The 23,566-nt window shown below is 71.1% G+C and carries 22 protein-coding genes; 11 read left to right on the forward strand and 11 right to left on the reverse strand.

Going from position 1 to position 23,566, the window contains the following annotated elements; translation table 11 throughout:
• Positions 1-23 precede the first annotated feature (23 nt).
• A complete protein-coding gene (glpK, locus tag CA984_RS06740) occupies positions 24-1,541 on the forward strand; it encodes a glycerol kinase GlpK (RefSeq protein WP_086569336.1) in 1,518 nt (505 codons plus the stop codon).
• A gap of 40 nt (positions 1,542-1,581) precedes the next feature.
• Here glpK and nhaA read toward each other — a convergent pair whose 3' ends face one another.
• Positions 1,582-3,471, reverse strand: coding sequence for a Na+/H+ antiporter NhaA (nhaA, locus tag CA984_RS06745; protein WP_086569338.1), 1,890 nt, complete (start codon positions 3,469-3,471; stop codon positions 1,582-1,584).
• A gap of 442 nt (positions 3,472-3,913) precedes the next feature.
• On the opposite strand from nhaA, the gene CA984_RS06750 reads away from it, so the two are divergent.
• The 3 genes from CA984_RS06750 to CA984_RS06760 are packed head-to-tail and all read left to right on the forward strand — an operon-like array spanning position 3,914 to position 7,696.
• A complete protein-coding gene (locus CA984_RS06750) occupies positions 3,914-4,951 on the forward strand; it encodes an ABC transporter substrate-binding protein (RefSeq protein WP_086569340.1) in 1,038 nt (345 codons plus the stop codon).
• The gene (locus CA984_RS06755) at positions 4,948-6,612 is read left to right on the forward strand and encodes a sugar ABC transporter ATP-binding protein (RefSeq protein WP_242675786.1); all 1,665 of its coding nucleotides are present in this window, start codon (positions 4,948-4,950) and stop codon (positions 6,610-6,612) included. The genes CA984_RS06750 and CA984_RS06755 overlap by 4 nt, the downstream gene beginning before the upstream one ends.
• On the forward strand, positions 6,605-7,696 hold the full coding sequence (locus CA984_RS06760) for an ABC transporter permease (protein WP_086569343.1): 1,092 nt from the start codon (positions 6,605-6,607) through the stop codon (positions 7,694-7,696). The genes CA984_RS06755 and CA984_RS06760 overlap by 8 nt, the downstream gene beginning before the upstream one ends.
• Before the next feature lie 277 nt (positions 7,697-7,973).
• On the opposite strand, the gene CA984_RS06765 is transcribed toward CA984_RS06760, so the two are convergent.
• Positions 7,974-9,182 (reverse strand): cytochrome P450, encoded by a 1,209-nt coding sequence (locus tag CA984_RS06765; protein ID WP_086569345.1) that lies wholly within the window; start codon positions 9,180-9,182, stop codon positions 7,974-7,976.
• Between the two features lie 128 nt (positions 9,183-9,310).
• Between CA984_RS06765 and CA984_RS06770 the strand changes: the two genes are divergently transcribed.
• Positions 9,311-9,700: a YchJ family protein gene (locus CA984_RS06770; protein ID WP_086569347.1), complete on the forward strand. Its 390-nt coding sequence runs from the start codon at positions 9,311-9,313 to the stop codon at positions 9,698-9,700.
• A 171-nt stretch (positions 9,701-9,871) separates the two neighbouring features.
• Here CA984_RS06770 and CA984_RS06775 read toward each other — a convergent pair whose 3' ends face one another.
• Complete coding sequence (locus CA984_RS06775; RefSeq protein ID WP_242675787.1) at positions 9,872-10,840, reverse strand: aldo/keto reductase; 969 nt, start codon at positions 10,838-10,840, stop codon at positions 9,872-9,874.
• Between the two features lie 46 nt (positions 10,841-10,886).
• Complete coding sequence (locus CA984_RS06780) at positions 10,887-11,393, reverse strand: MarR family winged helix-turn-helix transcriptional regulator (RefSeq protein WP_207620759.1); 507 nt, start codon at positions 11,391-11,393, stop codon at positions 10,887-10,889.
• A gap of 168 nt (positions 11,394-11,561) precedes the next feature.
• Between CA984_RS06780 and CA984_RS06785 the strand changes: the two genes are divergently transcribed.
• The 3 genes from CA984_RS06785 (at position 11,562) to CA984_RS06795 (ending at position 13,718) form a co-directional block, all read left to right on the forward strand.
• On the forward strand, positions 11,562-12,533 hold the full coding sequence (locus CA984_RS06785; RefSeq protein WP_086569352.1) for an ATP-binding cassette domain-containing protein: 972 nt from the start codon (positions 11,562-11,564) through the stop codon (positions 12,531-12,533).
• A 2-nt stretch (positions 12,534-12,535) separates the two neighbouring features.
• Entirely contained in the window at positions 12,536-13,291 is a 756-nt protein-coding gene (locus tag CA984_RS06790; RefSeq protein WP_086569354.1) for an ABC transporter permease, read from the forward strand.
• 199 nt (positions 13,292-13,490) lie between these two features.
• Complete coding sequence (locus CA984_RS06795; protein WP_133061568.1) at positions 13,491-13,718, forward strand: hypothetical protein; 228 nt, start codon at positions 13,491-13,493, stop codon at positions 13,716-13,718.
• A 63-nt stretch (positions 13,719-13,781) separates the two neighbouring features.
• Here CA984_RS06795 and CA984_RS06800 read toward each other — a convergent pair whose 3' ends face one another.
• The 4 genes from CA984_RS06800 to CA984_RS06815 form a co-directional block, all read right to left on the reverse strand.
• On the reverse strand, positions 13,782-14,894 hold the full coding sequence (locus CA984_RS06800; protein ID WP_242675788.1) for an STM4015 family protein: 1,113 nt from the start codon (positions 14,892-14,894) through the stop codon (positions 13,782-13,784).
• A 120-nt stretch (positions 14,895-15,014) separates the two neighbouring features.
• On the reverse strand, positions 15,015-16,301 hold the full coding sequence (locus CA984_RS06805) for an endonuclease Q family protein (protein WP_086569358.1): 1,287 nt from the start codon (positions 16,299-16,301) through the stop codon (positions 15,015-15,017).
• Positions 16,302-16,499: 198 nt separating this feature from the next.
• Entirely contained in the window at positions 16,500-17,180 is a 681-nt protein-coding gene (locus CA984_RS06810; protein WP_207620760.1) for a response regulator transcription factor, read from the reverse strand.
• On the reverse strand, positions 17,177-18,361 hold the full coding sequence (locus CA984_RS06815) for a sensor histidine kinase (protein WP_086569360.1): 1,185 nt from the start codon (positions 18,359-18,361) through the stop codon (positions 17,177-17,179). Before CA984_RS06815 ends, CA984_RS06810 begins: the two co-directional genes overlap by 4 nt.
• Positions 18,362-18,476: 115 nt before the next feature.
• Here CA984_RS06815 and CA984_RS06820 point away from each other — a divergent pair, with 115 nt between their 5' ends.
• From CA984_RS06820 to CA984_RS06830, 3 genes are read left to right on the forward strand one after another with little or no spacing between them, the layout of a single operon-like run.
• Positions 18,477-19,394 (forward strand): ATP-binding cassette domain-containing protein, encoded by a 918-nt coding sequence (locus CA984_RS06820; protein WP_086569362.1) that lies wholly within the window; start codon positions 18,477-18,479, stop codon positions 19,392-19,394.
• The gene (locus CA984_RS06825; protein ID WP_086569364.1) at positions 19,391-20,947 is read left to right on the forward strand and encodes a DUF1349 domain-containing protein; all 1,557 of its coding nucleotides are present in this window, start codon (positions 19,391-19,393) and stop codon (positions 20,945-20,947) included. Before CA984_RS06820 ends, CA984_RS06825 begins: the two co-directional genes overlap by 4 nt.
• Positions 20,944-21,708 carry a phage tail tape measure protein gene (locus CA984_RS06830; RefSeq protein ID WP_086569366.1) on the forward strand — a complete coding sequence of 255 codons (765 nt, stop codon included), beginning with the start codon at positions 20,944-20,946 and terminating at the stop codon, positions 21,706-21,708. The genes CA984_RS06825 and CA984_RS06830 overlap by 4 nt, the downstream gene beginning before the upstream one ends.
• A gap of 262 nt (positions 21,709-21,970) precedes the next feature.
• Here CA984_RS06830 and CA984_RS06835 read toward each other — a convergent pair whose 3' ends face one another.
• The 3 genes from CA984_RS06835 to CA984_RS47045 all read right to left on the reverse strand — a co-directional run.
• Complete coding sequence (locus CA984_RS06835) at positions 21,971-22,573, reverse strand: TetR/AcrR family transcriptional regulator (protein ID WP_086569368.1); 603 nt, start codon at positions 22,571-22,573, stop codon at positions 21,971-21,973.
• A 7-nt stretch (positions 22,574-22,580) separates the two neighbouring features.
• On the reverse strand, positions 22,581-23,111 hold the full coding sequence (locus CA984_RS06840) for a hypothetical protein (protein ID WP_165781137.1): 531 nt from the start codon (positions 23,109-23,111) through the stop codon (positions 22,581-22,583).
• Between the two features lie 227 nt (positions 23,112-23,338).
• Positions 23,339-23,566: hypothetical protein (locus tag CA984_RS47045; protein WP_207620761.1), on the reverse strand; the 228-nt coding region annotated here is incomplete at its 5' end.

Below are 23,566 nucleotides of genomic sequence, written 5' to 3' on the forward strand. Positions count from 1 at the left end.
ACCCTTGAAGGAGACATCACTCCATGGCTGACTTCGTCGGAGCCGTCGACCAGGGCACCACGAGCACCCGTTTCATGATCTTCGATCACGGTGGCAACGAGATCGCCCGCTACCAGCTCGAACACGAGCAGATCCTGCCGCGGGCGGGCTGGGTCGAGCACAACCCCCTGGAGATCTGGGAGCGGACCAGGGCGGTGATCGAGACGACCTTGACCCGGGCCAACCTGACCGCCGCCGACCTCGCCGCGCTGGGCATCACCAACCAGCGCGAGACCACGGTGGTGTGGAACCGGATCACCGGCCGGCCCTACTACAACGCCATCGTCTGGCAGGACACCCGTACCGACCGCATCGCCGCCGCGCTGGACCGTGACGGCCGGGGCGACGTGATCCGCCGCAAGGCGGGCCTGCCCCCGGCGACCTACTTCTCGGCCGGCAAGATCCAGTGGATTCTGGAGAACGTCGACGGGGTGCGCAAGGCCGCCGAGGCGGGGGATGCGATCTTCGGCAACACCGACACCTGGCTGCTGTGGAATCTCACCGGCGGGACCGACGGCGGCGTGCACGTCACCGATCCGACCAACGCCAGCCGGACCATGCTGATGGACCTGGAGACGCTGGAGTGGGACGACGAGCTGCTGTCGTTCTTCGGCATCCCCCGGCAGATGCTCCCCGCCATCAGGCCCTCCTCGCACCCCGGCCTGTACGGCCTGACAAGGGGAAGCGGTCCGATGGGAGGTGAGGTGCCGCTCTCGGGCGACCTGGGCGACCAGCAGGCGGCGACCGTGGGACAGGTGTGCTTCGAGGTCGGCGAGGCCAAGAACACCTACGGCACCGGCAACTTCCTGCTCCTCAACACCGGCCACGAGCTGGTGCGCTCGAAGAACGGCCTGCTCACCACCGTCTGCTACCAGTTCGGCGCCGATCGGCCGGTCTACGCGCTCGAAGGGTCGATCGCGGTGACCGGCTCGGCCGTGCAGTGGCTGCGCGACCAGCTCGGCATCATCTCCGGGGCCGCCGAGAGCGAGGCGCTGGCCCGGCAGGTCGACGACAACGGCGGGGTGTACTTCGTGCCCGCCTTCTCCGGCCTGTTCGCCCCGTACTGGCGCTCCGACGCCCGGGGTGCGATCGTCGGCCTGTCGCGCTTCAACACCAACGCCCACATCGCCCGGGCGACCCTGGAGGCGATCTGCTACCAGAGCCGCGACGTCGTCGAGGCGATGCGGCAGGACTCGGGAGTCGCTCTCGACGTGCTCCGCGTCGACGGCGGCGTCACGGCCAACGACCTGTGCATGCAGATCCAGGCCGACATCCTCGGCGTCCCCGTCTCCAAGCCGGTCGTGGCCGAGACCACGGCACTGGGCGCGGCCTACGCGGCCGGTCTGGCCGTCGGCTTCTGGAAGTCGACCGACGAGCTCAAGCAGAACTGGCAGGAGGACCGGCGCTGGCAGCCGGAGTGGTCCGACGAGCGGCGGACCGGCGGCTACGCCGGCTGGAAGAAGGCGGTCGACCGTACTCTCGACTGGGTCGACCTGTCCTGAGGCCGGATCCGCCCGTCCCGAGGGGCAGGCGGATCCGCGGTCACGTCCTCAGGGCCGCGCGCGCACGGGCGGCCCGCACCGCGGCCGAGAGGGTGGCGACGTCGTAGGCGCCGTGGTGCCTGCGCCCGTTGACGAAGAACGTCGGTGTGCCCGACACGCCGCTCAGGTCGGCCGAGTCGATGTCCTCGGCGACCCGGGCGGCGCCGGCGTGGTCGCGGAGGCTGTCGCGGAACCGCTCGACGTCGAGGCCGAGCTCCCCGGCGTAGCCGATCAGGTCGCGGACCCGGAGCTCGTCCTGGTGGTCGAGCAGCAGGTCGTGCATCTCCCAGAACGCCTCCTGCTCGGCGGCGGCCTCCGCGGCCTCCGCGGCGAGCTGGGCGTAGGGATGCACGTCGTGCAGCGGCAGATGCCTCCAGACGTAGCGGACGTCGCCGAGGTCGGCGAGCAGTTCGCGGACGACCGGCTCCGCCTGGCCGCAGTAGGGGCACTCGAAGTCGCCGTACTCGACCACGGTCACCGGCGCGTCCTGGGGGCCGCGCACGTGGTCGCGGTCCGGGTCGACGGGCGCGGCGAGGTCGACGATGCTCTCGGCGGTGCCCAGCAGCGCCCGGATCCGCAGCCGCTTGGGGAACAGCGCGGTCACGCGGTAGACGGCCCAGGTCATGAGGGGCGCGCAGAGCGCCGCGGTGAGGATGCCGAGCTTCGCCTCCTCCAGCTGCGGGCCGTCGAAGGCGAGGGTGGCGATCAGCAGGGACACGGTGAAGCCGATGCCGGCGATCGTGCCGCCGGCCGCGACGGAGGCCCAGCCGACGGGCGGGCGGACGCGGCCGCGGCTCAGCCGGGTGACGAGCCACGAGGACCCGATGACGCCGACGGGCTTGCCCACGACGTAGGCCAGCAGGATGCCCAGCGTGATCGGGGAGGTGACCGCCCGCGCCAGGAATTCGCCGCTGATCGTCACCCCCGCGTTCGAGAGAGCGAAAAGAGGCACGACCAGGTAGCTCACCCACGGGTGGTAGAGCTGCTGCAGCCGCTCGTTCGGCGAGATCGTCGAGGCGAGCCCCACGCTGGCCGAGCGGGCCAGCTCCGGTGTCGGCTGCTCCCGGAAGAGCCGGAAGAGGTCCGTCGCGCGGGCGAGATCCCCGCGCGCGGCCGGGGAGGCGTAGGTCAGCAGCCCCATGGCCAGGCCGATGACGATGGGCTCCACGCCGGACTTGAGGAGCGCCACCCACGCCGCCGCTCCGAGCAGCGCGTAGGGCAGGCCGCGGCGCACGCCGGCGGCGCGGACGAGCAGGATCACCGCGAAGATCACGGCCGCGGCCAGCAGCGCCGGCGGCACGACCCGCTCGCTGTAGAAGACCGTGATGACCCCGAGCGCGACGAGGTCGTCGACGACGGTGACGGTGAGCAGGTAGGTGCGCAGCCGTGCCGGGAAGCGGGACCCGAAGAGCGCGAGCATGCCGAGCGCGAACGCGGTGTCCGTCGACATCGCCGCGCCCCACCCGTGCGCGGAGGGGCTGCCCGCGTTGACGGCAAGGTAGATCGCGACAGGCACGGCCATCCCGCCGACGCCGGCGACGAGCGGCAGCACGAGCCGCCGACGGTCGCGCAGCTCGCCCATGTCGAACTCGCGGCGCGCCTCAAGACCGACGACGAAGAAGAAGAACGTCATCAGCCCGTTGTTGACCCACTGGCGCAGGTCCTGCGACACGTCCAGCCCGTCGAGGCGGATGGACAGCACCGTCCGCCAGACGGCCTCGTACGACGACGGGCCGGCGTTCGCCCAGGCGAGCGCGGCCAGCGTCGCGGCGAGCAGGATCATGGCGCTGCCGGTCTCGGTCCGGAGGAACTCGCGCAGCGGTGTGCTGAGACCCTGCGCCCATGCGGTCCGCCCGGAGAACGGCGCGCCGGCCTCCCGTGGTTCGGTCATTCCTGACGGTATCCCCTGTCCGCCCGTCCCGCCCGGAGGCGGGGCCTGCCGTACGTCTCCGACGGGAAGCTGTCCAGGAGGGTCATCACGCGGGCCGAGGCGGCACCGGAGCGGGCACGGCCCGGCGAGGTGCCCGGCGTGACCCTTCAGGCCGACAGGCCGGGGCGCTCCGCCGCACCATGCCAGTCGGGGCCGTCGAGCACGGACGGGATGGGCGGGTCCCGCCGAGAGTAATGACTTCTTTTCTCTTTACTAGTTTCAACCGCAACGCGTCCGGGGCTTTGCTGGAAACAACCGACCGTCACGAGTCTTTGTTGAATGAAAAGTTCTCCGTGTGCCTCCCCTCACCACCGTCGGCACACCTCCGTCATCCGTAGATCTATGACGGCAGCCGCCTGAGACGCCTGCCGGGCTCCCCCTGAACAGCATTCAGGAGGTCGTTATGGCTCGCTCACGTATCGTCTTCTCCCTTTCGCTCGTCGCCGCCATCGCACTGGTGGCGCTGGTGCTGGGAGTGGTGGGAGGCCGGGCGACGAGCTCGGCCAGCCAGTCGACGGGGGGAGGAGCGGCCGGGGCGGCGAGCGGCAAGAAGATCGATGTGATCATCAAGGCGAGCGACTCCTCGTTCTGGCAGACGATGATCGCCGGTGCGAAGCAGTCGGGCGGGGATTTCGGCCTCAAGGTGAGCACCTTCGGTCCCACGTCGGAGACGAACATCGACCAGCAGGTGCAGCTCGTTGAGAACTCCATCTCCCGGGGCGTCGACGGCCTCGTCATCGCGCCCAACTCCTCCAGCGCCCTGAACTCGGCGATCGAACGGGCGCGCAAGGCGGGCCTGAAGGTCATCACGGTGGACAGCCGCGTGACCACCGCCTCGGAGGGGTTCATCGGCACCGACAACCTCAAGGCCGGGATGCAGGCCGGCAAGCGCATGTGCGAGCTGCTCAAGGCCCAGAACAAGACGAGCGGCAGTGTCATGATCGAGTCCTCCGTGGCGGGCATCCAGTCGCTGGTCGCCCGGGACACCGGCTTCAAGCAGGGCCTCGCGAACAACTGCCCGCAGGTCAAGGTGTCGCTGCAGCGCTACAACAACAACGACATCAACACCGCGGCGTCGCAGGTCAACGACGCGCTGACCGCCAACCGCGAGCTGGCGGGGGTCTTCGCCGACAACAACACCTCCGGGGTGGGCGCCGCCCGCGCGATCCAGGACAACAACGTGACCGCCACCGTCCCCGTCGTGGCGTTCGACTCCGACCCGCAGGAGAACGCCGCGCTCGCCGCCGGCACCATTGACGCGCTGGTGGTGCAGAACCCCTACTTCTTCGGATACCAGGGCGTTCTGGCGGCCGGAATGGCCGCGACCGGTCGCATCCCGCCGCGTGACATCGACCCCGGGGCCGTCGTGGCGGACAAGCGGAACATGAACGACCCCGATGTGAAGCTGCTGCTCAACCCGCCGACGATGAAGGCGGAATGATGAAGGCGAAAGAACCCGTCGTCGAACTGCGCGACGTCTCCAAGGCCTTCGGTCCCGTGCAGGCGCTCACCGACGTCTCGCTCCGCCTGATCCCCGGCCAGGTGAACTGCCTGGCAGGGGAGAACGGTGCGGGGAAGTCGACCCTGATCCGGGTGCTGACGGGTGCGCTGCGCCGTGACAGCGGCTCCTACGAGATCGACGGCCGGTCGGTCACCTCGCCGACACCCGCGTCGGTGCGCGCGGCCGGTGTCCAGGCCGTCTACCAGGAGCTCAGCCTTCTCCCGCACCTGTCGGTCGCGGAGAACCTGTTCATGGGCCGCCTCCCCGCGAGCACCGGGGTCATCGCCAGGGGCCGGCTGCGGGCCCGCGCCAGGGAGGCACTCGACGAGGTCGGTCTGACGGACCTCAGTCCGGACGCGATCGTGGAACGGCTCCCGGCGGCCACGCGCCAGCTCGTGGAGATCGCCAAGGTGCTGACCGCCGACTCCGTCAAGGTGGTCGTGTTCGACGAGCCGACCACGGCGCTCACCGAGGCGGAGTCGGCGCGGCTCCTCGAATACATCCTGCGGCTGCGCGAGCGCGGCATAGCGATGCTCTACGTGACCCACCGGCTCGAGGAGATGTTCGAGATCGGCGACTGGGTGACCGTCCTGCGGGACGGGAGCCTGTCCGAGGCGGGGCCGATCAGCGACTACGACGAGGACCGTCTGATCACCGCGATGGTCGGGCGGGAGATCAGCTCACTCTATCCGGAGACCCACCGGCACGCCGGCACGCCCGCGCTGCGGGTCCGGGGACTGCGCCGCTTCCAGGACTCGCCGAGCATCGACCTGCAGGTCGGAACCGGGGAGATCCTCGGCATCGGCGGCCTGCTGGGATCGGGGCGGAGCGAGCTGCTGCTGTCCATCTTCGGGGCCGACCCCATCGTGGCCGGTGAGCTGGAGGTCGGGGGCAAACCCGTGAAACCGTCCGGGCCGCGCACGATGATGAACGCCGGGGTGGGGCTGCTCACCGAGGACCGCAAGGTGCTGGGACTGCTGCCGGAGCTGTCGATCCGGGAGAACGTCACCATCGCCAGCCTGCGCAGCGGCTCCCGGCACGGCCTGCTGCCCCCCCGGGAGCAGGCCGAGGAGGCGGACCGGCTGCTCGACAGCCTGCGGCTGCGGGCCGGTTCCTACGACCAGCCGGTCTCGACGCTGTCCGGCGGCAACCAGCAGAAGGTCCTGCTCGCCCGCTGGCTGCTCACCAAGCCGAAAGTGCTGATCTTCGACGAGCCGACCAAGGGCATCGACGTCGGCGCCAAGGGCGAGCTCTACACGGTCATCGGCGACCTGGCCGCCAAGGGGCTGGGGATCATCGTGGTCTCGTCGTATCTCCCGGAGCTGCTCGGCCTCGCCGACCGCATCCTCGTGCTGCGCGACGGGCGGGTCGCGGGCGAGCTTCCCGGAACCGCCACCGAGGAGGACGTGCTCCGCCTGGCGAGCGGCGGCGGCAGAGCCGCCGAACCGGTGCTCCAGGAGGAGATCCCAGCGCCCAGGGAAGGGGGCCCGGCGTCCTCCAGACCAGCGCCCGGAGAAGGGGGCCCGGCGTCCTCCAAAGGGGCGGGGACCGCCGTCCCGCCGACCCCAGACGACCCAGGAGAGGTGAGCCGAGATGCCTAAGCTGATCTGGCGCGAACCGATCGCCACCACCACGATCACCAGCAGGCAGCCGACCGGCGAGGAACTGGGACCGGACGCGGTACCCAGGGCCAGGGAGCCGGAGCCCGAGCCGAAGGCCGAGGCCCCGCGCCGGGTCGTCACGCTGGGAGACATCGCGGGACGCGAGAGCGGCGGGCTCGTGGTGCTGCTCGTGGCGGTCGGCATCCTCACACTCGCCAGCGACGAGTTCCTCACCGGCAACAACCTGGCCAACCTCGCCCGGCAGGTCGCGATCTTCGGAATCATCGCGGTCGGTCAGCTCCTGGTCATCCTGACCGCCGGGATCGACCTGTCCGTCGGTTCGGTCCTCGGCCTGTCCGGCGCGTCCACCGCGCAGTTCCTGGTCGCCGGCATGCCGATCTGGCCGGCGTTCCTGCTCGGGGTCGCGATCGGCACCGTGCTCGGGATCGTCAACGGCCTGCTGGTGACCCGGGCCCTGCTGCCGCCCTTCATCGCGACCCTGGGCATGCTCGGCATCGCCCGGGGAATCGTCCTGGTCACCACCGACGCCCAGACGGTACAGGGCCTGCCGGCCGGGTTCCAGGACATCGCCAACGGCACGATCCTGGGCATTCCCAACCTCCTCATCATCGCGATCGTGGTCACGGGCGTGATGTGGTTCGTGCTCTCCCGGACGGTCTTCGGCCGCTACATCTACGCGGTCGGCTCGAATCCCGAGTCGGCCCGCCTCGCGGGGGTGCCCGTGCGCATGGTGACGATCTCGGTCTACGCGATCTCGGGCCTGCTCGCCGGCCTCGGCGGGGTGCTGCTCGCCTCCCGGCTGGGAGCGGGCATCCCCACCGCCGGGACGGGCTTCGAGCTCAACGCGATCGCCGCCTGCGTCATCGGCGGCGCGAGCCTGTTCGGCGCGAAGGGCAGCGCGATCGGCGCCGCCACCGGGGCGCTCATCATGGGTGTCCTCAACAACGGAGGCAACCTTCTCGCGATCAACGCCTTCTACCTCCAGATCGCCATCGGCGTGCTGATCCTGGTCGCGGTCGGGTTCGACCAGCTGAACACCAGGAGGTCGGCCGCGGCCGGCTGACCACCGGAAGGCGGTCGCCGGCCGAACACCGGGAGGCGGTCGCCAGCTGAACACCAGGAGGTCGGCCGCGGCCGGCTGATCACCGGGAGGCGGTCGCCGGCCGAACACCGGGAGGCGGTCCTGGGCCGAACACCGGGAGGCCTGTCGCGACCAGTGCCCGAGCGGGGGCGTCTCCCTTACCGGGGCCCGCCGGGACACGGGGGAGAGCGTCGGTCCGGAGCACCCGGATCGACGCTCTGCTCGCGTGCCAGCGGGCGCCGCCCGCCCAGGCCCCTCGTCACCAGGTGACCGGGATGCGGGTGAACCCTCCGGTGAGGGAGGACTCGCGCTCCACCAGCTCCCCGGCGGGCACGGCGAGCTCCAGGGTGGGGAAGCGCCGGAACAGGGTGCCGAACACCGATCGCAGCTCCACCCGGGCCAGGCTCGCCCCGATGCAGTAGCGGGCCGCGTAGCCGAAGGCGAGCTGCGGGTCGCCGAGGGAGCGGCCGATGTCGAAACGGTCGGGCTCGGGGAAGGTCCGCTCGTCGCGGTTGGCCGCCGTCGTGACGATGAGCACCGCCTCGCCGCGCCTGATCGTCACGCCGCCGATGCTCAGGTCCTCGTGGGCGTACCGGGGCAGGCCGTGATTGCCCGGCGCGGCCATCCGCAGGATCTCCTCCACCGCCGGGGCCGTCAGCGACGGGTCGGCGATCAGCGCGTCGCGCTGCCCGGGGTTGCCGAGCAGCAGCAGTACGCCGTAGTCGATGCGGTTGACCGTCGTCTCATGGCCGGCGAACAGCAGTCCCGCGGCGAGCGTGGCGATCTCCTCGTCGGGCGCCTCCATGGTGGCCAGGTCGGAGAACACGTCGTCGGCCGGGTTCGCCCGCTTGTCGACCAGGATGGCGCGGGTGTAGTCGGCCAGCTCGGTCATCGCCGCCTCGGCGTGCCGCGGGTCGCGCATATCCGTCATCGCCTCGGCCAGCTTCCTGAAGTGCCCGCGGTCGGCGTACGGCACGCCGAGCAGCTCGCAGATCACCAGCACCGGCAGCGGTACGGAGAACGCCTCCCGCAGGTCCGCCGGGCGCGGCAGTTCGGCCATGTGGTCCAGCAGCTCGTCGACGAGCTGCTGGACGTGGGGCCCCAGGGCGCTCATCCGGCGGGCGGAGAAGGCCGGAGCGAGCATCCGGCGCATCCGCTCGTGCTCGGCCTTCTCCGTCTCGATGTCGCCGCGCGGGCCGCCGAGCAGCACGGAGCCGGAGATCCGGGCGGCCCGTTCCGGGTCGGGGGCCGACCGTCCGAGGCGCGGATCGGCGAAGGCCTGCCTGGCCTCCTCGTAACCGGAGACCAGCCAGGCGAGGTCGCCCGCCTGGGTGCGGACCCGGGTCACCGGCCTGACGGCCCGCAGCGCGCGGTACATCTCCGGAACCTCAAGCGGGTCGTCGCGGGTGAACGGCAGTCTCGGCAGGTCGTCGGTGTGACCGGTGTGGTCGGTGTTCTGGTCGTCCATGGCCGGGAAGCACCCCCAGGCTCGACGGCAGGGCCACTGTCGAACGTGTCACCTGCGGACGCGTTCGGCAAGACGGCCCCGGCAGTACGGCGGAAAAACCCCGAGCCTGCTCGGGCACAATAGGGGGCATGTCCCGTCGTGTCTCCGCCGCCGGTTGCCTCTGCGGCCTGCCGGCCTCCTACCAGGACTGCTGTGCCCGCTTCCACCGGGGCGAGGCTTCGGCCGCCACCGCCGAGCTGCTCATGCGGTCCCGTTTCAGCGCGTTCGGCGTCGGCGACGAGGCATACCTGCTGCGTACCTGGCACCCCGCCGACCGTCCGGCCCACGTCGGGCTCGACAAGAAGCTGCGCTGGGTCCGCCTGGAGATCCTGGAGACCTCCGGCGGCAACGTCTTCCACAACGAGGGGACGGTCCGCTTCCGCGCCCACTACCTTGATCGCGGACAACCCGGGCAGATGGAGGAGCACAGCCGTTTCGTCCGCCTCGACGGCCGCTGGGTCTACGCGGGCGTCGTGTAGGACGCGACGCGAATCCGCCGGCAGCACGGGCGGCGGCCCGCGTCCTGCGTGTTCAGGCGTCCCCCTCGGTCCTACTGACTCAGGCTCAGGCGAGCGTCCCCGCCCTGCGCCTCAGGTCCAGGTGTCCGTCCGCGTCCCGCGTGCTCAGGCGTCCGGCTCCGTCCTGGTGGCTCAGGCCCAGGCGAGCGCGCCGCGTCCGGCCCAGTAGGTCTCGGGGTCCTCGGCCAGCCCGGCGAGCCGTCCGTCGAGCTCCGTGTCCCATCCCACCTCGGCCGCGCCCAGATTGCTGTGCAGCTGCTCGACCGAGACCGCGCCGCTCAGCACCACCCCGGCCCAGGGCTGTGCGAGCACGGCCGCGAGCGCGAGCGCGTCCGGTGTCACCCCACGATCGCGCGCGGCCGCCGCCAGCGGGGCGGGCGCCGCGCGGGCGGTCAGCCGCCCGTTCGCCACCCCCTCCTTGACGATCACGCCCATCCCCGCCCTGTGCGCCCCGGAGAGCGCTCCGCCGGCCGAACGTTCGAGCAGGTTCCAGGTGGACTGCACCGTGTCGAACGTCCCGATCTCGACCGCCCGCGCGATCGTGTCCGCCTGGCGCGGGCCCGTCGTGCTGAGCCCGATCGCGACGCCCTCGGCCCGCAGCGCGCGCAGCCGGCCGAGCACACCCTCGTCTTCGAGCACTCCGCTCTCCACCGTCGCCGAGTGGATCTGGTAGAGCGACAGGTGCTCGCCGAGCAGCTCGCGCGTCTGGTCGAGCTGGCGGCGGAGCCGCTCGGCCGACAGTTCCTTCACCTCGTGGTGCTCGGCGTCCATCCGCCAGCCGCCCACGTAGGCGTATCCCCATTTCGAGCCGGTCGTCGCCGCTCCCGGCGCGACCCCGCGCTCGCGCAGCCAGCCGGCGAGGAACTCCTCCGCGCGGCCGTACGAACGCGCCGTGTCGAAGTAGCGCACGCCCCTCGCCCACGCCGCGTCGAGCACGGCCCAGGTCCGCGCCCGCATCGCGGCGACGCCGCGGTCGTCGCCGAGGTCCTCCTCGCGGCCGAGCGTGATGTAGGCGGGGCGGCCGAGCGCGGCCAGGCCGAGGCCGAGCCGCGTCACCGTCAGGTGGGTCCGGCCCAGCGGCCGTTGGACGAGTGCCTCCACCCCCACAACATAACGAACCGGTGCGAAGTCCTCCGTGACGGCCGGGTCATGGCCCGGCCGTCCCTCCGGGCTTCCGGGAGGGGGACGGCGGGGCGGCGGCGTCACCGGCTTCCGGCAGCCAGGACTCGTCGTCGGTGGCCTGGGCGAGCAGGTGCTGCAGCAGCCGGCGGAGGATCTCGACCTCGTGGGGGCCCATGCCGCCGAGGAAGGCGGCCTCGGCCCGCGTCAGGGACTCCCGCGCCCGGGACAGCAGGCGCTCGGTGCCCGGGGCCAGCGCGAGCCTGCGGGTACGGCCCGAGGCGCCCGGCAGGCGGCCCAGACGCCCGGCCCGTTCCAGCTCGCCGATCATCTCGTGCAGGGACTGGCGCGAGACGCCGAGCTGGCGGGCCAGCTCGGACATGGTCAGCTCCGGTTCGAGCTGGAGCTGGGTGAGCAGCCCGAACTGCCGGACGGTGAGCCCGAGGGGCCGCAGTTCCTCGTCCGCCCTGCGGGAGGCCAGCGTGAAGGCATAGGCCAGCAGGTAGGGGATGGGCGGCTTCGACGGCTGGTACACGTCCCCACCATGGCACAGGGGCCATTGTCAGGGACCCTGACGGAATAACGTAATTCGGACCTAAGCTTTTCGAGCTTCACGCCGGGCATCGGCCGCGGCGTCCACCCCACCCCATGGCGACGCCTCTCTTCGGCATGCCCGGATCCGGCCTCGGACACTGGAGGAAAGATGATTCATACGCGTGGGCTGACCAGGAGTTTCCGGGTCGGCAAAGAGACCGTCGAGGCCGTGCGCGACCTCGACATCGATGTCGAGAAGGGCGAGCTGGTCGCCTTCCTCGGCCCGAACGGCGCGGGCAAGTCGACCAGCCTGCGCATGCTGACCACCCTGCTCCCGCCGAGCGCGGGCACCGCGACCGTCGCCGGGTGCGACGTGCTCGCCGATCCGGCCGGCACGCGCCGGCGGATCGGTTACATCGGCCAGGGCAACGGCGCGGGCGACAACTTCCGCGTCCGCGACGAGCTGGTGACCCAGGGGCGCTGCCACGGGCTGCCCCGGACGGAGTCGCGCAGGCGGGCCGACGAGCTGCTCGCCGCGCTGAACCTGGAGACGCTGGCCAAGCGGCCGGCGGGCACGCTCTCCGGCGGGCAGCGCCGCCGCCTCGACATCGCCCTCGGGCTGGTCCACCGGCCGGAGCTGCTCTTCCTGGACGAGCCGTCCACCGGGCTGGACCCGCAGAACCGCGCCAACCTCTGGGAGCACATCCTGCGGTTGCGCGAGGAGTCCGGCATGACGATCTTCCTGACCACCCACTACCTGGACGAGGCCGACTCCATGGCCGAGCGGGTGATGATCATCGATCACGGCCGGGTGATCGCCGACGACACCCCGGAGAGGCTGAAGGCCGACCTGGCCGGAGACCGCGTCACCATCACCGTCGGCGACGAGCCGGACGCCACACGGGCCGCCGGGATCGCCGGACGGATCCCCACGGCGCACGAGGTCACCGCCGAGGCGACCACGGTGTCCCTGCGGGTGACGCGCGGCGACGCCGTACTGCCCGACTTCCTCCGATCCCTGGACGCCGCCGGGGTGAAGGCGCTGACCGCCGAGGTCGGGCGCCCCACCCTCGACGACGTCTTCCTCTCGCTCACCGGCCGCAGCCTGCGCGAGAACGACCCCGCCTCCGAAGGAGCCTGAACGTGAAAACCCTCAGCGACACCGGCGTCGTCTTCACCAGGGAGATACGCCCCGAGCTGCGCAACCCCCTCGGCCTCGTCTTCGGCATGATCCAGCCACTCGTCTTCCTCGCCCTGTTCGGCCCCCTGCTGGCCGGCACGCCCGGGGTCGGGCAGGCGTCGCCCTGGCAGTGGTTCGTGCCGGGCGTGGTGGTCATGCTCGGCCTGTTCGGCACGGCGTCCGCCGGCTACTACCTCCTCGTGGAGGGCGGCGGGGGCTCCCTGGAACGGATGCTGGTCACCCCGTTGAGCAGGACGGCGATGCTGATCGGCCGGACGATGAAGGAGATCGTGACCCTGCTCGCCCAGGCCGTCCTGATCATCGCGGTGGTGCTGCCGCTCGGCTTCCGGCTCCACCCCGCCGGCGCGCTGGCCGGGCTGCTCCTGCTGACCGTGCTCGGCGTCGGGCTGGGTTCACTCTCCTTCGCCCTGGCCCTCGCGGCCCGCAGGCAGCCGTCGATCTTCTACGGCGTGCAGCAGACGCTGCTCTTCCCGCTCGTACTCCTGTCCGGCGTGCTGCTGCCGATGGACGACGCCCCCTCCTGGCTGTACGGCATGGCCCGCGCCAACCCGGTGACCTACGTGGTCGAGGCGGAGCGGGCCCTGTTCGCCGGAGACCTCTCCCACCCGTCGGTGCCGTACGGAGTGCTCGCCGCCGTCACGGTCGCCCTGGTCGGCCTCGCCGTCGGGACCCGGGGCATGCGCCGCGCCTCCCTCTGAGGGCATGTGACGGTTCCGTCGTGACCTGAAGCGGGGATCCGCGGCCGGGAACGGCCCGGACGCGGCAGGCGCGTCCCGGGCCGCTCTCCATGCGATCGGACTCCCGGGCCGGGAAGGACGCGGAAGCCCTGACGGGCCGTCCACCGATTACCGTGAAAGGGAGGGGACAGGGTTCCCCGCCCGGACTCAGGAGGTCGCGGTGTCGGAAGATCGGGAGGGTGTGCGGGCCCCCGAAGTGGTCCGTGAGCCCGGCGACCAGGCCCACGAATACGTCGTGGAGCAGGTCAGGGATGTGACCCGGGGCGGGAAGGTCGTGTTCGAGGCTCCCGGCGGGGGCGTGGACACCGGCCTGCGGCGGCTGATCCCGGTGACCTACGACATCGTCCTCGACCATCCGGAGGTCAGGGAGACCGGCGAGGACAAGTGAGCCGTACCACCCGGATCTCCGCTCCGGCCTGACCGCGTGCGGCGCGGTGCCGTCGTCGCGCCCTCACTCCGAGACGGCGACGTAGCGCCACCCGTCCAGCGGGGCCTGGGGCTCGGAGAGGTCGACCTCGACGCTGGGCAGGGCGCGCCGGACCCGCGCGGCCATGTCGTCGGTGAGGAAGTGGTGGTGCAGATCGAGGTGGCGCAGGTGGGTGAGGGGCTGGCCGCTCAGCAGCGACTCGGCTCCGGTGTCCGTCAGCGCTCCCATGCTCAGGCTGAGCGCCTCCAGGCGGGCGACGACGGGCGCCGACGCCACCGCGGCGGCCACCTCGTCCTGCATCTCGCTGTCGCGCAGCCCGAGCCGCCGCAACGCGGGCAGGCCGTTGCCTGACAGGATGCCTTGCAGGTCGCCCACGGTGGCGTCGCCGCCGTACCGGGAGACGCCGAGCCACACCTCCAGATGCTCCAGGCAGGGCAGCTCCGACTCGCCGACCGCGCGGACGACGTGGCCGGGCAGCCCGCCGGACTCGAAGCGCAGGACCTTGAGGGACCCGTGCCGCATAGGCCGCAGCCGCAGGCCCTCGCTGCCGCGCACGTCCAGCCGCTCCAGGCGGGGGAAGGCCTCCAGGACCGGGGTGACGTCGGCCTGCTGGATCCAGGAGATCTCCCAGTGCTCCGGTTCGACGAACCCGAGGAACAGCGAGCGCAGCCGCGGCAGCCGGTGGGCGTTCGCCGCGAGCACGGCTGGAGCGTTGGGCGCGCCGCTCCCGGCCACGACGATGGCCCGGATCCCGGAACCGTCGACCGTGGCGAGCAGCCCTTCCAGCTCGGCCGCGAACATGGAGCCGTCGTCGTCTTCGCGGTCCGGGTCACCGTCGAAGAGAGGCCAGGCGAACCGCCGGGGGTCGGGGGAGCGGTGCTGGACGATCACGTGCGGCTCGGCGACGGGCAGCCCGGCGTAGGTCTCGCGGTGGGCGCCCGCCATGTCCCAGTGGTAGGCCCCATGGGCGGGGATGAACGCCTCCCCGGGATCGCGCGGGTCAGCCGGTGTCTCGGCGTTGAGCGCCGCGAGATCCTCCTCCTCGTCGTGGTCGTCGTACGTGTGGCCTGCCTGCCGCATGATCACCTCACTGTCCTTGATGACTGCGGACAGCCTCGCCGGAAAGTCGTCCGTCATCCGTCCACCGCCACGGGGCGCCGGCTGCGTTCGATCATGATGGACATCCTCGCCTGGGGGGACTGGGAGGTCCTGTCCTACCAGACCCGGCCGACAGTGCCGGGACCGATCCGTCGCCGGCTAGAAAAGCGCCGGGGTGGTGACCGTGTCCTTCGGGCCCGGCTCGCCGGGCCCGAAGAGCCGGATCGTCCCGTACTCGCCGTCGTACCCGGGTTGCCGGATCACCTCGCCGCGGCGCAGCCGGTCGACGGCCTCGGCGAGCGGCGAGGAGAGGGGCGCGATGTCACCGACCGGCACCTCCTCCAGGATCGCCAGTTCCGGTCCCAGGGCGGTGATGAGACTGTCGACCTCCGCGAGCACCTTCTTGTTCTGCGGCCCCACCCCGAGGATCTCGCCCACGATCTCCGGGAGCGGGACGAGGTTGCGGAAACCGGCGGCGCCGTCGGGCCGTACGGCCTCCTCACGGTCGGCCAGCTCCTCGACCCGGCTCAGCACGCCCACCGTGAGCGGCCTGCCGCACACCGGGCAGATCCCGCCGTGCTCGCGCGTCTGCTCCGGGGCCACCCGGACGCCACACTTGCGATGCCCGTCCAGGTGGTACCTCCCCTCCTCGGGGAAGAACTCGACCGTCCCCTCGTGCCCGGCGCCGGTCCGCAGCGCGCGCAGGACCGCGAAGTAGTCCAGGTCGACGTCGAACACCGTGGTCTCGCGGCCGATCCTGGGCGGCGAGTGCGCGTCGGAGTAGCTCACCATCCGGTAGCGGTCCAGGCCGGAGACCCGCCAGTTCATCGCGGGGTCGCTGGACAGCCCGGTCTCCAGCGCGAAGATGTGATCGGCCAGGTCGCCGTAGCACTCCTCGATCGTGTCGAACCCGGACTTGGAGCCGAACACGCCGAACCACGGCGTCCAGACGTGCGCCGGCACCAGGTAGGCGCCGTCGCCGCAGGCCAGGGTGATCTCCAGCAGCTCGCGGGAGTCCAGGCCGAGGGTGGGCCGGCCGTCCGAGCTCAGGTCGCCGAACCGCGCCACGTCGCGGTTGAACGCCTCCGCCGCGTCGAATCCGGGCAGATACACCAGGTGGTGGATCTTGCGGGTGCGCCCGCCACGCCGGTAGACCGTGGAGACCTCCACCGACAGCATGAACCGCACCTCGGCGGAGGCCACACTGGACGGCAGCCCGCGAGCGGCCTCCCCGTCCAGCTCCGTGCGGAGCCGGAACAGCCCGGGCTCCGCCGGCACGAGGCCCTCGCGGAGCCGCTCGAACCAGGCCGGGTGCGTGAAGTCTCCGGTGCCCATCACGGTGACGCCCTTGCGCCGCGCCCACCGGGCCAGATGCTCCAGGTCGCTGTCCTTGCTGCAGGCCCTGGAGTATTTCGAGTGCATGTGCAGATCGGCATGGAACGGCATCTGTGTGATTGTGTCACGGACCGCCCCGGCACCCTCGGACCGTCCCGGAACCTACGGGTGCGCCATCGCCTGACAGCGGTAGGCGGCCGGCGCCCGTTCGGCCGGCCGATCGTCCGCTCGTGCGCGAAAGACACCGGACGCAAGCGGGTCGACGACCGTGAAGCGTTGTGCTGGAACTTGTCCGTGCTCTACGTCGCTCTACGTCGCGATTCCGTGGAAGTCGTCGGTGATGCGGTAGCCGACGCCGGGTGTGGTGGTGATGACCGGAGGGTTGCCGAGTTTGCGGCGCAGGCGGCCGATGGTGACGGTGACGGTGTTGGTGAACGGGTCGGCGTGTTCGTCCCAGACTTGTTCGAGCAGGTCCTCGGTGCTGAGGAAGGCGGGGGTGGCGCGCAGGAGGGCTTCGAGGAGGGCGAATTCCTTGACCGACAGGTCGAGTTGACGGCCGTCGCGGGTGGCTGTGCGGCGCAGGGGGTCGAGCTCGATGCCTGCGGCGCGCAGGGTGCGGGCGCGGGCGAAGGGCTGGCGGCGGGTCAGGGAGCGGATGCGTACGACCAGTTCGGGGAAGTGGAAGGGCTTGGCGAGGTAGTCGTCGGCCCCCAGGGTCAGGCCGCTGACCCGGTCGCCGGGCGAGCCGGCCGCGGTCAGCATCAAGACCATGACGCGGTCATCGCGTTCGGTGATCATCTGGCAGAGGGTGTCGCCGTGGATTCCCGGCAGGTCGCGATCAAGGACGACCACGTCGTAGGCGTTGAGGTCGAGTTTGGCCGCGGCCTCCAGGCCGTCATGCGCCACGTCCACGGCCATGCCCTGGTCGCGTAGACCCTCGGCCAGGACGGCCGCCAGGGAGCGCGCGTCCTCGACCACCAGCACCCTCACGCCGGGACACCCGCCCGCACGGCCGCCAGAGGCAGGGAGACGGCGACCTGGAGGCCGCCCTCGGGCCGGGCACGCAGGTCCAGGCTGCCACCGTGGGCTGTGGCGACGGCGGCGACGATCGACAGCCCGAGCCCGGAGCCGTTGTCGGAGCCGGTCCGGTCCGCGCCGAGCCGCTGGAACGGCTGGGCCAGCCGCGCGAGCTGCTCCTGGTCGAGAACTCGCCCGCCCGTCTCCACGACGAGCCGCGCCGTCGCGCCGTCGGCCGTGGCGGCGACCCGGATCCAGCCGCCGTCGTGGTTGTGGGCGACCGCGTTGTCGATCACGTTGTCGACCATACGGGACAGGAGCGTCCGGCTTCCCCGCGTCCAGGCACTGTCATGGACGTCGCCGTGGTGGACGGTCAGGCCCTTGTCCGTGATGTCGGCGGCCCGGGCGTCCAGGGCGGCGGACACCAGGCGGCCGAGCGAGATCGTCGCGCGGTCGGACAGGGCGCCGTGCTGGGTGCGGGCGAGCATGAGGAAGCCTTCCAGAAGCCGGTCGACCCGGTCCAGTTCGGTGCGGATCCGGTCGGCGAGAGCGATCGTCTGCGCCGGTACGGGCTCCGGCTTGGCGACGGCCACGTCCAGCGATGCCCGCATGGTCGCCAGTGGGGTGCGCAGCTCGTGGGAGGCGTTGGCGACGAACCGGCGCTGCGCGGCGAAGGAGCCCTCCAACCGTTCCAGCAGCCCGTCGATGGTGTCGGCGAGGTCCTTCACCTCGTCGGCGGGACCCGGTACGGCCAGCCGCTGGTGCAGGCTGTCGGCGGAGATCCGCCGCGTGGCCGCGGTGATCGTCCGCAACGGGCGCAGCACCCGGCCCGCGACGATGCGGCCCAGCACGACCGAGAGCACGGCCATGACGGCGAGCGCGACCGCCGAGCCGATGAGAAGCCGGCGCGATTGGTCCGTCTGCGTCTCCGACAGCTGGGCCTGGAGCCGGCCGATGAGGTCCTGGGCGGCCGCGAGGGTGGGCCAGCCCGGCGGGTTGCCGGAGGGCGCGATCTGGCTGACCCGCGTCCCGCTCAGGCCGATGAGGTTGGTGATGACCAGCAGCCCGACGGCGGACACGAGGAATGCGCCTCCGTACATGACGGTGAAACGCCACCGTGCGGTACGGGTCGGCAGCGTCAGGCGTCGCGGCATCCTCGTCGGTCCTCTCCGGTTCCGTGCAGGTCTCCAGGATGCCGTGCCGGACCTAACAGCGATATGACAGCCTCCGTTCGGCCCGTGTCAGGGCCTTTTCCGTACAACCGAACGCATGCAAGCAACCATCGAAGTGTCCGGGCTGCGCAAGCGGTTCGGCCGGACCCCGGCGCTGGACGGCATGTCCTTCACCGTCCAGCCGGGGCAGGTCACCGGGTTCGTCGGGCCCAACGGCGCAGGAAAGTCCACCACCATGCGGGTGATCCTCGGCCTGGACGCGGCCGAGGAGGGGTACGCGCTGGTCGGCGGCCGGCCGTACGCGAGTCTGCGCACCCCCCTGCGCCACATCGGCGCGCTCTTGGACGCCGCCGCGCTGCAGCCCAGCCGCAGCGCGCGCAACCACCTGCTGTGGCTGGCCCACTCCCAAGGATTGGGCGTCAGGCGAGTGGATGAGGTGCTCGAGCAGGTCGGGCTGACCTCGGCCGCCCGGCGTAAGGCGGGCGGCTTCTCGCTGGGCATGCGCCAGCGGCTCGGGATCGCCGCGGCGCTGCTCGGCGATCCACCGGTGCTCATGCTGGACGAACCGGTCAACGGGCTCGACCCCGAAGGCATTGTGTGGATCCGCGGCTTCCTGCGCTCGCTGGCCGCCGAAGGACGCGCCGTGCTGGTCTCCAGCCACCTGATGAGCGAGCTGCAGGATGCGGCCGACCATCTCGTGGTGGTCGGCCGCGGTCGGGTCATCACCGACACCAGCGTGGCCGACCTGATCGCTGCCACCTCCAACGGCCGCGTCACGCTGCGCACGACGGCAGGCGAGCCCGCGATGTCGGCACTGGCCCACGCCGGCGCCATCGTGACCGTCACCGGACGCGACACGCTCCTCGTCTCAGGGTTGCCGGGTGAGCGTGTCGTGGCCCTGCTCAACGCCAACGCGGTGCCGTTCTCCGAGGTGTCCGCCCACCGCGCGACGCTGGAGGAGGCGTATCTGGAGCTCACCCGGGACGCGGTCGAGTTCCGGGGGGAGACGCGATGACCACCACCGTGAACCGCTCCGGACCTGGCGGCCCGGCCCGGTTGCTGCGTGCGGAGTGGACCAAGTTCAGGACGGTACGCGCCTGGGTGGTCGCCATGACCGCGGGGTCGCTGGTCATCGTGCTGCTCGGCCTGTCGTCCGCCTCAGGCAGCCATGCCTCGTGCGACGGCGGTCCCACCGAGGCCGTCTGTCCCGCGGTTCCCGTGGGGCCGGGCGGTGAAGCCGTGGAGGACAAGTTCTACTTCGTCCACCGGACGCTGGCCGGCGACGGCAGCATCACCGTCCGGGCGACGTCCATGACCGGCCAGATCCGCAAGCCCGACGTCACCCCCGGCGTCCGGAACGTCGTTTCCGGACTCGTGCCGTGGGCGAAGGCCGGGGTCATGGTCAAACAGAGCACCAGGCAGGGTTCGGCCTACGCGGCGCTGATGGTCACCGGTGCGCACGGGGTGCGGATGCAGCACGATTTCACCCACGATGTGGCGGGTCGTCCGGGCGGCGTGTCGGAGGACTCCCCGCGCTGGCTGCGGCTGACCCGCTCCGGTGACACCCTCACCGGGTACGAGTCCACCGACGGCACGGACTGGGCCGAGGTCGGCACCGCCCGCCTGTCCGGGCTGCCGGCCAGGGTCGAGATCGGGCTGTTCGCCGCCTCCCCCGGTGATCTGACGGTGACGCGGGGAGATCTCGGCGGGTCCGTCTCGGCAGTGCGCTTCACCGAGGCCACCGCCGTCTTCGACCGGGTCGACCTGGAGGGCGAGACATCCGGCGGCGCCTGGCGCAACGACGACATAGGCGTTACGGAAGCGCCCGACGGATCGCCCCATCACCCAGGTCGCGCCAGTGAGTCCGGCGGCACGTTCAGCGTCACCGGAGTCGGCGACATCGCGCCGTCCATCGAGGGGCAGACCGTCGAGCGCACCCTCACAGGCGTGCTGACCGGGCTGATCGTGGTGATCGTGGTGGCGGTGACGTCCGTCACCGCCGAATACCGGCGCGGGCTCATCCGCACCACCCTGATCGCCGTCCCGCGCCGCGGCCGGATGCTGGTGGCCAAGGCCCTCACGATCGGCACGGTCACCTTCGCCGCCGGACTCGTCGCCACCGCGATCACGCTGACGTTCGGCACCCGGATCCTGCGCGCCAACGGCAACTACATCCTTCCGGTGTCCTGGCTCACCGAGGTGCGTGTCGTCGTCGGCACGGCGGCACTGCTCGCCGTCGCCGCTGTGCTCGCCCTCGCCCTCGGCGCCCTGTTCCGGCGCAGCGTCGGGGGAGTCATCACCGCCATCGTGCTGACCGTGGTCCCGCACGTCCTCGCGACCACCTCCGTCCTGCCCGACACCGCCGCGCGATGGCTGCTGCGCCTCACCCCGGCCGCCGGTTTCGCGATCCAGCAGAGCATCCCCGAGTACGCCCACGTACTCGGTCACTACGCGCCCATCGCCGGCTTCTACCCGCTGGCGCCGTGGGCCGGCTTCGCCGTACTGGCCGGTTACGCCGCGCTCGCCCTCGGCCTGGCCGTCGTCCGGCTACGCCGGAGGGACGCATGACACGGAACCTGTACGCAGAATGGACGAAACTCCGCACGCTTCCTGGAACCGGCCGGCTCCTGCTCGCCCTCGTCATGCTGACCGTCGCTGTGAGTGTCGCGGCAGCCGCTGTCGTGTCCTGCACCTCGTCGGGCTGCGGCTACGACCCCGCCAAGATCATCCTCTTCGGCGTCCAAGCAGGTCAGGCGGTCGTCGCCACCTTGGCCGTGCTGACGATCAGCGGCGAGTTCAGCACCGGCATGATCCGCACCACCCTGGCGGCGATGCCGGGACGGGTCAGCGTTCTGGCCACAAAGGCTGTCATCCTCACCGGGCTGACGCTGGCGGCGGGGAGCGTCGCCGTGCTCGCATCGGCGCCGGCCGGGCGGTGGATCCTGCTCGGCAACGGCTTCCCCCCCGAGTCGCTGGCCCTCACCGGCGGGCCGATGCTGCGCGCCGCCTCCGGCTCGGTTCTCTACCTCGCGTTGATCGCCCTGTTCAGCCTGGGCATCGCCACCGCCGTACGGGACTCCGCGACCGCCATCGGCGTCGTCCTCGGTCTGCTCTACCTCTTCCCGGCTGTCATCCTCATGGTCCCCGACGCGGACGTCGCCAAAATCCTGTGGCAGATCTCACCGATGAACGCCGGGCTCGCCGTCCAAGCGACCACCCACCTGGCCGGCCTGCCCCTCAGTCCCTGGGCCGGCCTGGGCGTACTGGCCGCATGGGCCACCGCGGCACTCCTGGGCGGCGGGCTGCTGCTGCGGGCACGCGACGCGTAAGGACAAGAGGTCCCCATCGAGCATTTTGCCAGGGGCTCCAAGGCGACTTGCCAAGGGGATCGGTGCGCACAACTTGTGTACACCGGCCCCTTGGCTATTTCCAAGGTCGCGGTGACAGCGGGAACTACGGTCCTTGTTGCCTGGGTGCGTGTTCGAGATCGGCGATTTTCGTCAGTGGCAGAGGAACGGATGCCTCTCCGGACGTCCGCCCGTGTTCGGTTCAGGCGGCAGGGGCTCGTGTCCATGGCCCGGGGGCTATTTCTCACCGCTCACCTTGGGGCGGTGTTCCAGAGCCGTGTGCGGTGTTCCACAGCCGTGTGAGGAACAGGGTGAGCGTGTCCGTGACGGAGTGGTCGAGCTCACTCGGATGGTCGAGTGCCCAGGTGTCGAGGGCGTCGAAGACACCGATGGTCGCTACGGTGATCAGTTCGGCGTTCGGGGACGGGTCGATCAGGTTGATGTGCAGGCCGTTCGCGACGAGCCTGTGGATCCAGGAGCCGCCGTCGCCGCCGGGACGAGGCCGCCCGGCGAGCACCGCCCGGTCATCGGGGTGGTCGCGCAGGTGCGCCATGAGCCGTGTGGTGCCTGCCGTCACCTGCTCCCACAGTTCATCCTCGGTCTCCACGTCGATCCAGGGACCGAGCGCGGCGAACATCCGGTCGGCCGCGTCGGCGACTACGGCGCCGAAGAGGTCGTCCTTGCCGTCGAAGTAATGGTAGGCGGAGGTCTTGGAGATGCCGGCTTCGGCGATGATCTGGTTGAACGACGCGGCGTTCTTGCCGTCGCGGGCGAAGTGGGCGCGAGCGACGGCGAGGATGGCGGCTCGTGTGCCGACCGGCAGCCGGTCGAAGCGGGGCAGCGGCATGGGTTTCCTAGAGGCTGTGCGTGAGCGGGGCGGCTGGGCGCCGGGTGGCAAGCGTGCGATTGACGCGGGCTGTCATGATCCAGTGTGCCGCCCACAGCAGGAGGGCGATCGCTCCGCCGGCATACCCGGCCATCCCCGGGAAGAGCGACAGGATCTGGAACGCGCACCAGCCGTACCCGAGTGCCGCCCACCGCCGGATGAACCCCCTCGTCACCTGCTCGTCAGCGGCCAGTGAGGTGGAGACGGCGCGCACGATGAAGAAATCCTCGGTGAAGTTGTAGGGGATCGCGAACATCCACCAGACCGACGTGGGCGACGCGGTCCTGGCATCGGGCCGCACGAGCGCCATCGTCCGCTGGAGGGCTCGGCAGTACAGCGCGACGAGCCCGAAGAAAACGGCAACGGCGATCAGCCCGCCGGGCATTCCCCATGCTTCGACCTCGCCGAGGATGCCGCGCCCCCACTCCGGTGCCCAGAGCGGATAGCAGAGGAGGATCGAAACCAGGATGGTGCCCGCAGTCTTGACGATGGCTCTCATAGCTGAAGTGTACTGATGGTACACACCAGTGGTCCACCTGCGATCGGGGACGGCGGAGAGGCCGGTCCGCGGCTTTCCCGGCGTCAGAGGTGGGCGCCCTCAAGAGGGCTCGGTAGCATCGGCGCAATTTTCAACGGATATGCAGGTCGGGGCTTTCTTGAGGACCTTGGGGTCCGGCTTGGAAGATGGGCCGCTGACCCGCATATCTGTTGTTTTCTGCGTCGTCATTACTGGGACGCCTCCCATGGCTTCGCCGGCCGGCCGGCTTTCGGGAAACAGGGTTTTCCGGAGATCAGGCGTCCGTCGGGCGGATTCCAAGCTGTCTGCAAGCCTCCTCCAAGAAGGCTGCGGAAGCCTTGGCCGCGATCGGATGAATCGACCGGATAAAAGGAGAAAACCATGCTCGCGCGTTCCAGGACCGGCACCGTTCTGTCGATGCTGGGCATTCTCGGGGC

Origin of the sequence: Streptosporangium minutum (assembly GCF_002149035.1) — a bacterium.
Taxonomy (GTDB): domain Bacteria; phylum Actinomycetota; class Actinomycetes; order Streptosporangiales; family Streptosporangiaceae; genus Streptosporangium; species Streptosporangium minutum.

Excerpts from the sequence above, each read along its gene's own strand:
- glpK (WP_086569336.1), top strand. The coding sequence starts at position 24 with ATGGCTGACTTCGTCGGAGCCGTCGACCAGGGCACCACGAGCACCCGT.
- nhaA (WP_086569338.1), bottom strand. The coding sequence starts at position 3,471 with ATGACCGAACCACGGGAGGCCGGCGCGCCGTTCTCCGGGCGGACCGCA.
- CA984_RS06750 (WP_086569340.1), top strand. The coding sequence starts at position 3,914 with ATGGCTCGCTCACGTATCGTCTTCTCCCTTTCGCTCGTCGCCGCCATC.
- CA984_RS06755 (WP_242675786.1), top strand. The coding sequence starts at position 4,948 with ATGATGAAGGCGAAAGAACCCGTCGTCGAACTGCGCGACGTCTCCAAG.
- CA984_RS06760 (WP_086569343.1), top strand. The coding sequence starts at position 6,605 with ATGCCTAAGCTGATCTGGCGCGAACCGATCGCCACCACCACGATCACC.
- CA984_RS06765 (WP_086569345.1), bottom strand. The coding sequence starts at position 9,182 with ATGGACGACCAGAACACCGACCACACCGGTCACACCGACGACCTGCCG.
- CA984_RS06770 (WP_086569347.1), top strand. The coding sequence starts at position 9,311 with ATGTCCCGTCGTGTCTCCGCCGCCGGTTGCCTCTGCGGCCTGCCGGCC.
- CA984_RS06785 (WP_086569352.1), top strand. The coding sequence starts at position 11,562 with ATGATTCATACGCGTGGGCTGACCAGGAGTTTCCGGGTCGGCAAAGAG.
- CA984_RS06800 (WP_242675788.1), bottom strand. The coding sequence starts at position 14,894 with ATGACGGACGACTTTCCGGCGAGGCTGTCCGCAGTCATCAAGGACAGT.
- CA984_RS06805 (WP_086569358.1), bottom strand. The coding sequence starts at position 16,301 with ATGCCGTTCCATGCCGATCTGCACATGCACTCGAAATACTCCAGGGCC.
- CA984_RS06815 (WP_086569360.1), bottom strand. The coding sequence starts at position 18,361 with ATGCCGCGACGCCTGACGCTGCCGACCCGTACCGCACGGTGGCGTTTC.
- CA984_RS06820 (WP_086569362.1), top strand. The coding sequence starts at position 18,477 with ATGCAAGCAACCATCGAAGTGTCCGGGCTGCGCAAGCGGTTCGGCCGG.
- CA984_RS06825 (WP_086569364.1), top strand. The coding sequence starts at position 19,391 with ATGACCACCACCGTGAACCGCTCCGGACCTGGCGGCCCGGCCCGGTTG.
- CA984_RS06830 (WP_086569366.1), top strand. The coding sequence starts at position 20,944 with ATGACACGGAACCTGTACGCAGAATGGACGAAACTCCGCACGCTTCCT.
- CA984_RS06835 (WP_086569368.1), bottom strand. The coding sequence starts at position 22,573 with ATGCCGCTGCCCCGCTTCGACCGGCTGCCGGTCGGCACACGAGCCGCC.
- CA984_RS06840 (WP_165781137.1), bottom strand. The coding sequence starts at position 23,111 with ATGAGAGCCATCGTCAAGACTGCGGGCACCATCCTGGTTTCGATCCTC.